This window comes from Methylobacterium sp. J-072 (genome assembly GCF_022829425.1).
In the GTDB taxonomy this organism is placed as follows: domain Bacteria; phylum Pseudomonadota; class Alphaproteobacteria; order Rhizobiales; family Beijerinckiaceae; genus Methylobacterium.
In genome coordinates, this window is sequence record NZ_JAKSYK010000115.1 from 115582 (window position 1) to 123183 (window position 7602).

8 protein-coding genes are annotated in these 7602 nt (G+C 66.5%); 4 read left to right on the forward strand and 4 right to left on the reverse strand.

Annotation, left to right across the window (positions count from 1 at the left end):
- Positions 1–380 precede the first annotated feature (380 nt).
- The 4 genes from MKK67_RS13460 to MKK67_RS13475 all read right to left on the reverse strand — a co-directional run bounded on the left by MKK67_RS13460 (position 381) and on the right by MKK67_RS13475 (position 3208).
- On the reverse strand, positions 381–758 hold the full coding sequence (locus MKK67_RS13460; protein ID WP_092039090.1) for a hypothetical protein: 378 nt from the start codon (positions 756–758) through the stop codon (positions 381–383).
- A 212-nt stretch (positions 759–970) separates the two neighbouring features.
- Positions 971–1666, reverse strand: coding sequence for an amino acid ABC transporter permease (locus MKK67_RS13465; RefSeq protein ID WP_243965520.1), 696 nt, complete (start codon positions 1664–1666; stop codon positions 971–973).
- Positions 1663–2397 carry an amino acid ABC transporter permease gene (locus MKK67_RS13470; RefSeq protein WP_243965521.1) on the reverse strand — a complete coding sequence of 245 codons (735 nt, stop codon included), beginning with the start codon at positions 2395–2397 and terminating at the stop codon, positions 1663–1665. Before MKK67_RS13470 ends, MKK67_RS13465 begins: the two co-directional genes overlap by 4 nt.
- Positions 2398–2404: 7 nt before the next feature.
- On the reverse strand, positions 2405–3208 hold the full coding sequence (locus tag MKK67_RS13475) for an ABC transporter substrate-binding protein (RefSeq protein ID WP_243965523.1): 804 nt from the start codon (positions 3206–3208) through the stop codon (positions 2405–2407).
- Between the two features lie 1092 nt (positions 3209–4300).
- On the opposite strand from MKK67_RS13475, the gene rpsL reads away from it, so the two are divergent.
- From rpsL to MKK67_RS13495, 4 genes are all read left to right on the forward strand, one after another.
- Positions 4301–4672: a 30S ribosomal protein S12 gene (rpsL, locus tag MKK67_RS13480; RefSeq protein WP_007557568.1), complete on the forward strand. Its 372-nt coding sequence runs from the start codon at positions 4301–4303 to the stop codon at positions 4670–4672.
- 133 nt (positions 4673–4805) lie between these two features.
- Positions 4806–5276, forward strand: coding sequence for a 30S ribosomal protein S7 (gene rpsG, locus MKK67_RS13485; RefSeq protein WP_007557567.1), 471 nt, complete (start codon positions 4806–4808; stop codon positions 5274–5276).
- A gap of 30 nt (positions 5277–5306) precedes the next feature.
- Positions 5307–7382: an elongation factor G gene (gene fusA, locus MKK67_RS13490; protein ID WP_243965524.1), complete on the forward strand. Its 2076-nt coding sequence runs from the start codon at positions 5307–5309 to the stop codon at positions 7380–7382.
- A 58-nt stretch (positions 7383–7440) separates the two neighbouring features.
- Positions 7441–7602: GTP-binding protein (locus MKK67_RS13495; protein ID WP_243965529.1), on the forward strand; the 162-nt coding region annotated here is incomplete at its 3' end.

Sequence of the window (7602 nt, forward strand, 5' to 3'; positions counted from 1 at the left end):
CTCATGGTATAGACCGCGCTTGCGGCGTCAGAAGACGCCGGCGCGGTCACCGCGTTCACAGGGTGCGAGCACCCATCGGAATGTCGCGAAGGCCGGGCGGATACTACGGGTAAGCCCGGAAGGCAAGCCGATCGCGGCAAATTCGCCGGTCCGGCCGAGAGTTGCCGGGGCGATTCGGGCTCGGGCGTTGCGCGGCGTGCGGGCGGGGCCGATCGACGGCTTACCGATCGGCGCTGGCCGAGTCGACGGCGCGTGCGCGCATCGCATTCCGGCGGCGGCTGGGCAGGCAGATGGCGCAGCCGGCGGGTGGGGACGACACGACAGCCATGCCCGCCGCGCAGGCGGGCGCGGCGGACCGGTTCTCTTGGAAGCTTACGGGCTCAGAACGGCTGGCCGGCTGATTCGAACAAAAAATCGTCGAGGCTCGGGATCGTCACGGCGCTGCCGAAGGCCGGCTTCGACAGGCGCCAGGGGCGCTCGGACCGGGCGCGAATCGCCTCGGACGGGCGCAAGCGCCGCATGCCGCCATCCTCCGTGACCTCCTCGATGGTGAGGAAGCCGTAGACCTGGAGGCGCGAGGCGGTGAGCTTGATCTCACGATCCTCGGCGGCGACGATCATGCTGCCGGTGGCGTAGACCGCGTCCATGAGCGAGCGCTGCTCGCTGCGGCGGCGGTTGCGGGCGTCCCGCTCGCCGGCCGCGGAGGCGGGGGCGATCCGCCGAAAGGGGACGACGTTGCTGACCGCGACGCAACCCATACGCAACATCCTCGATACGCACTGAGGCCGACCCGAAGGCCGCCCGACGATCGGGACATTTCGACGGTTCGCTTTAATCTTCCGTAGACCGTGATGCCGGGCCCCTGCCCCGATCCGGCACGTTGCTGGCTCGGCACGCCCTTGGAGACGGTCGCGCTGTGCCCGCGACGACCCATCCGAATCGCGTGGTGACGAGGGCGGGAGGTTCGCTGTCAGGCCCTGCCCGCGCGCGGCAGGCGACGCTGCCTTGCCACCCGCGCGGCAAGCCGATCGACCACCAGACAGAGGCATCCGTAGACGGCGCCGACAAACAAAAAGATTTCGGCCGGGTAGACCATGGCGCGGTTGTTCACCTGCGTCGCCACGAAGGAGAGTTCGGGCACGCCGATCACGTAGGCGAGCGAGGTGTCCTTGATCAGCGCGGTCCACTGGTTGACGAAGGACGGCGCCATGGCCGGCAGCGCCCGGGGCAGGATGATGACCTGCAGGACCTGCCAGCGGCCGAAGCCCAGGGCCAGGCCGGCCTCCCACTGGCCGCGGCCGATGCTCTCGATTCCGGCCGCCACCGCGTAGGACAGGTAGGCGCCGCCCACCAGCGACAGGGCCGTCACCACGGTGCCGGTCTCCGGGATGGCGAAGCCGAACAGGATCGGCAGGAGAAAGTAGCTCCAGAAGATCAGCATCACGATGGGGACGGCCCGGAACAGCCCGAGCCCGAGGGTCAGGGCGCGCCGTGTCCGGCCGCCACTCATCGCCAGCGCGATCCCGAGGACGAGCCCCAGCGCCGCCGAGGCGAGGCCGGAGGCGGCCGAGAGAATCAGCGTCAGCATCAAGCCGCCCACCGGGCCGTCCGGCCAGGCGCCGGCCAGCAGGTAGCCGAGATTGTCGGTGATGACGGAAACATTCACCGGCGGGCGGTTCCCGCCGGATCCCGGCGCGCGACGGCGTGGCCGGCCGCCTCCACCGCTGCGACGGCCCCGACATAGAGGAGCGTGGCAATGCCGAAGGCCTGGAAGGCCTGGAAGGTCTCGGTCTCCACCTCCCGCGAGGCGTAGGACAGCTCGGCGAGGCCGATGGTCATGGTCAGCGACGTGTTCTTGATGGTGTTGAGGTACTGGCCGACCACCGGCAGCCAGGCGATTCGCAGCGCCTGCGGCAGCGCGATGTGGCGGAAGACCTGGAAGTCGGTCAGGCCGAGGGCGAGCGCAGCCTCCCGCTGGGCGGGCCGGACACCGTTGAGGCCGGCGCGGCATTCCTCGGCGATGTAGGCGGCGGCGTAGAGCGTCAGGCCGAAGAAGCCGGCCAGCGTCTCGTAGGCGGGCCAGCGCAGATCCGCCGGACCCAGAGGAAGGCTGTGCGGGCTGTTCAGCCAAGCGGTGAGCCAGGCCGGCATCAGGGCGGCGGCGCCGAAATACCAGAAGAACAGCTGCACCAGGAGCGGCGTGTTGCGGATGAGGCCCACGCAGGCGGAGGTCCCCGTCTCCGGGAGCCGGCCCCCTGTTTCCCGCAGGCAGCAGAGGGCGAGGCCGAGGATCGTCCCGGCCAAGCACACGGCAGCCGACAGGGCCAGGGTGACCCCAAAACCCTGCAGCAGCCAGATCAGGTAACGCGGCGCCAGGAGATCGCCAAAGAGGCTCACCGGGGGTCTAGCTGTGGTCGCCGATCCGGAACAGGCGCGGCAGCGGCTGGTCCGACTTGGGACCGAACCAGCGGTCGTAGATCGCTGCCGCCTTGCCGCCGGCCTCCAGCTCCCGAAGGGTCTCGTTCACGACCTCGCGGAGGCGGGTCTCCCCCTTCGGGATGCCGACGCCGATATAGTCGTTCGAGATCGAGAAGGCCGGAACCTCGTAGTTCTCTTTATCCGGAACCTTCGCCAGCAGGCCCACGAGCTTGGGCCCGTCCTGCGTGATCGCCTGGACGTTGCCGTTGCGCAGGGCCGCGAAGGCGAAGGGCGTGTCGTCGAAGGCCACCACGGTCGCCTTCGGGAAGTCGCGGCGCAGGACGATCTCGTTGGTGGTGCCCTTGTCGGCGCCGATGCGCAGGCCGTTCAGCTGGTCGGGCGCGGTGAGCGTGCCCTTCTTGGCCAGGAATTGCTGGCCGGAGGCGAAGTACGGGATGCTGAAATCGAGCTGCTTGGCGCGCTCCTCCGTGATGGTGAAGTTCGCCAGCACCAGATCGACCTTGCCGGAGGTCAAGAGCGGGATGCGGTTGGCCGGGTTGGTCGGGCGCAGATCGAGCTTCACGCCGATCTTGTCGGCGATCGCCTTCGCGTAATCGACGTCGAGGCCGGCGATCTGCTTGGTGTTCGGATCGACGAAGCCGAAGGGCGGGTTGCTGTCGAAGGCCGCGACCCGCAGCACGCCGGCCTTCTTGATGTCGTTGAGGCGGTCGGCTTGCGCGGCCCCGACGGAGAGAAGTGTTGTCAGGGCGAAAGTCAGTAGGCGACGCACGGATATCTCCTGGTGTTGAGGTTTCTCAAGCTTCGCAGCGGGCCGAGACCGGCCGCACGAATCATGGTTTCGGGAGCGCTCGGACCGACCCCCGTGCCCTCTCCAGGCCGGAGGCATGGAGTGGGCACTTCAATGCGGTGCAGTCCTCAGGATTGCGCGTCGGCAGTCCGACGGGTCGCGACGACGTCGGGGGGGCAACCGTCAGGGCGCCGGGGCTACGGCGATCCATGAGAACCGGCGAAGGCCGGGCCGCGGATCGAGGGCAAATCCCAACATCGAAGCGCCGCAGACATAAGGGTTCCAGAATAAACGCCCGCGATTCGCAGATGCAGAAAGTCAGTTTTCCAGGGCATCTCCAAAGAGAAGCCTCGGCACTTCGCGACTCGCACAAAGATGATGGCGCATCTGCGCGGGAGCGATCAACAGCATCCCATTCCGTTTCTTAGCGGTCGGGAAGAAGAAGCTCAGCACGAAGCTTGGCGCTGGACGGAGATTATTTCGGTGCCCTCGGATCAACCCATGGCGACCGCCACGGCTTCCCATCACGCGCGATACGGCCGGCGATGTAAGGTGTGTCCTGAAACAAGGGTGCGATCGGCGTCAGCTCTGTTGGAAGCCGCGCAGCAGCCAAGGCGGCATCGGACGCCACCAGGGCGCAGGGCTCGTCCCGCGGCGGTCTTTGCCCCACGCCGCGTCCCGGATAAAAAGCCGGACATCGCCAGCTTCGCAGTCAGCGGAGCGGCTCAATCGTTCCGCTCCGTGACGGGTCGTTAACCGGTCGTGGGGCGCAGTTTTCTGCCGCGACCGCATTGACCTGCGCGTTAACCGCGGCTAGAAGCGCCCCACTTCGGACGGCCCTTGGCTGCCGACGGCCCTTGGGTATGACCCACGGCGCCGCGATCGCTCCGAGCGATCCGAAGGCTCAAATCGCCTGACGCTCTAAGTCAGATCCGTAGGTACGAGCGCGTTCGTTTCGGGCGTGCTCCTCTGCCCACACCGCGCCGAGGGTCTGTGACAGGACCTCCGGCGCATATTCGTTTTGCGGATTGCCTTGGGCAATCCGGCCAAGGTGACCGAGGAAGAGGGCACAGGATGCCGACGATCAACCAGCTGATCGCCCAGCCGCGGAAGATCCAGCGGAGCCGCAACAAGGTTCCGGCGCTTGACGCTTGCCCGCAGAAGCGCGGCGTCTGCACCCGGGTCTACACGACGACCCCGAAGAAGCCGAACTCGGCCCTTCGTAAGGTCGCCAAGGTCCGCTTGACCAACGGCTTCGAGGTGATCGGCTACATCCCGGGCGAGGGTCACAACCTTCAGGAGCACTCGGTCGTCATGATCCGCGGCGGCCGCGTGAAGGATCTTCCGGGTGTGCGCTACCACATCCTGCGCGGCGTGCTCGACACGCAGGGCGTGAAGAACCGCAAGCAGCGCCGGTCCAAGTACGGCGCCAAGCGGCCGAAGTAAGATCGCCGGCCGGAGTTTATCCGGTCGCGCAAAGGCCTTTCCACGGCCTCGTAAGGATGTCGCCGGCTTCATCAAAAGAGCCAAGGCGGCCTGCGCGAGGTGCTTAAGTCAGACTCGTTTGAGAGTTTAAGAGATGTCCCGTCGTCACTCTGCCGAGAAGCGTGAGATCATCCCGGACCCGAAGTACGGGGACGTGGTGCTGACGAAGTTCATGAATTCGATCATGTACGAGGGCAAGAAGTCGACCGCAGAGCGGATCGTCTACGGCGCCTTCGACATCGTCGAGAACCGCGCCCGGGCCAACCCGATCGAGGTGTTCCGCGCCGCGCTCGACAATGTCGCCCCGATGATCGAAGTGCGCTCCCGGCGCGTCGGCGGCGCGACCTACCAGGTCCCCGTCGAGGTCCGGACCGAGCGCCGTCAGGCCCTCGCCATCCGCTGGCTGATCCAGGCCGCCCGGTCGCGCAACGACCGCACCATGATCGAGCGGCTCTCCGCCGAGCTGCTCGACGCCGCGAACAACCGCGGCAACGCCGTCAAGAAGCGGGAAGATACGCACCGGATGGCTGAAGCCAACCGCGCCTTCTCGCACTACCGCTGGTAAGCGGTTCCGCCGTCTCTCAGGAGCAATCCGATGCCCCGCACGCACGCGATCGAGGACTACCGCAACTTCGGCATCATGGCCCACATTGATGCCGGGAAGACCACGACCACGGAGCGGATCCTCTACTACACCGGAAAGTCGCATAAGATCGGCGAAGTCCATGACGGCGCCGCCACCATGGACTGGATGGAGCAGGAGCAGGAGCGCGGCATCACGATCACGTCCGCCGCGACGACGTGCTTCTGGCGCGAGAAGCGCCTGAACATCATCGACACCCCCGGCCACGTCGACTTCACCATCGAGGTCGAGCGTTCTCTGCGTGTGCTCGACGGCGCCGTCTGCGTGCTCGACGGCAACCAGGGCGTCGAGCCCCAGACCGAGACCGTCTGGCGCCAGGCCGACAAGTACGACGTGCCGCGCGTCGTGTTCGTCAACAAGATGGACAAGATCGGCGCCGACTTCTTCAAGTGCGTGGCCGACATCATCGACCGCGTCGCCGGCAAGCCCGTTTGCCTGCAGCTGCCGATCGGCTCGGAGTCGAACTTCAAGGGCGTCATCGACCTCATCAAGATGAAGGCGATCGTCTGGTCCGGCGAGACCCTGGGCGCCGACTTCTCCGAGGTCGAGATCCCCGAGGACCTCAAGGACCAGGCCGTGGAGTACCGCGGCAAGCTGGTCGAGGCCTGCGTCGAGCTCGATGACGAGGCCATGATGGCCTATCTCGACGGCACCGAGCCGGATGCCGCGACGATGCACAAGCTCGTGCGTCGCGCCGTGCAGCTGCGCGCCTTCCATCCGGTGCTCTGCGGCTCGGCCTTCAAGAACAAGGGCGTGCAGCCCCTGCTCGACGCGGTGGTGGATTATCTCCCCTCCCCGGCCGATCGCGGCGATGTCGAAGGCCTCGACTTCAAGACCGAGGAGCCGGTGGTCCGTCACCCGACGGATTCCGATCCCTTCTCCATGCTCGCCTTCAAGATCATGGACGACCCCCACGTCGGCACGATCACGTTCTGCCGCGTGTACTCGGGCAAGATCGAATCGGGCGCCAACGTCATCAACTCGACGCGCGACAAGAAGGAGCGCGTCGGCCGCATGCTCCTGATGCATGCCAACAACCGTGAGGACGTCAAGGAAGCCTTCGCGGGCGACATCGTCGCGCTGGCCGGCCTCAAGGACACCCGCACCGGCGACACCCTGTGCGATCCGCAGAAGGCCGTGATCCTGGAGCGCATGGAGTTCCCGGAGCCGGTGATCGAGATCGCCGTCGAGCCGAAGTCGAAGGCCGACCAGGAGAAGCTCGGCATCGCGCTCGCCAAGCTCGCCGCCGAGGATCCGTCCTTCCGGGTCTCCACGGACCAGGAATCCGGCCAGACCATCCTCAAGGGGATGGGCGAGCTGCACCTGGACATCAAGGTCGACATCCTGCGCCGGACCTACAAGGTCGACGCGAATATCGGCCAGCCGCAGGTGGCCTACCGCGAGAAGCTGACCCGTCGTCAGGAGATCGACTACACCCACAAGAAGCAGACCGGCGGTACCGGCCAGTTCGCTCGGGTGAAGTTCATCGTCGAGCCGAACGAGCCGGGTGCGGGCTTCTCGTTCGAGTCGAAGGTCGTCGGCGGCTCGGTGCCCAAGGAATACATCCCGGGCGTCGAGAAGGGCCTCAACTCGGTCCTGGGCGCCGGCGTGCTCGCGGGCTTCCCGGTGGTCGACATCAAGGTCGAGCTGATCGACGGCGCCTACCACGACGTCGACTCGTCGGCGCTCGCCTTCGAGATCGCGTCCCGCGCCGCTCTGCGCGAGGCGCTCCAGAAGGGCGGTTCGGTCTTGCTCGAGCCGGTGATGAAGGTCGAGGTCGTCTCGCCGGAAGATTACACCGGCTCGGTCATCGGCGACCTGAACTCCCGCCGTGGCCAGATCCAGGGCCAGGACATGCGCGGCAACGCCAACGTCATCAACGCGATGGTGCCGCTGGCCAACATGTTCGGCTACGTGAACAACCTGCGCTCCATGTCGCAGGGCCGGGCGAACTTCACCATGCAGTTCGACCACTACGAAGAGGTGCCGCGCGGCGAGGCCGACAAGGTCATCGCCAAGTACGCTTAAGGCTACGCCTGAACCACCTCTTCATCCGCAACACGATTTCGAATTCTAGGAGGCTCTGATGGGCAAGGAAAAGTTCGCTCGCACCAAGCCGCACTGCAACATCGGCACGATCGGTCACGTCGACCACGGCAAGACGTCGCTGACGGCGGCGATCACGAAGGTCCTGGCGGAGACGGGCGGGGCGACGTTCACGGCCTACGACCAGATCGACAAGGCGCCG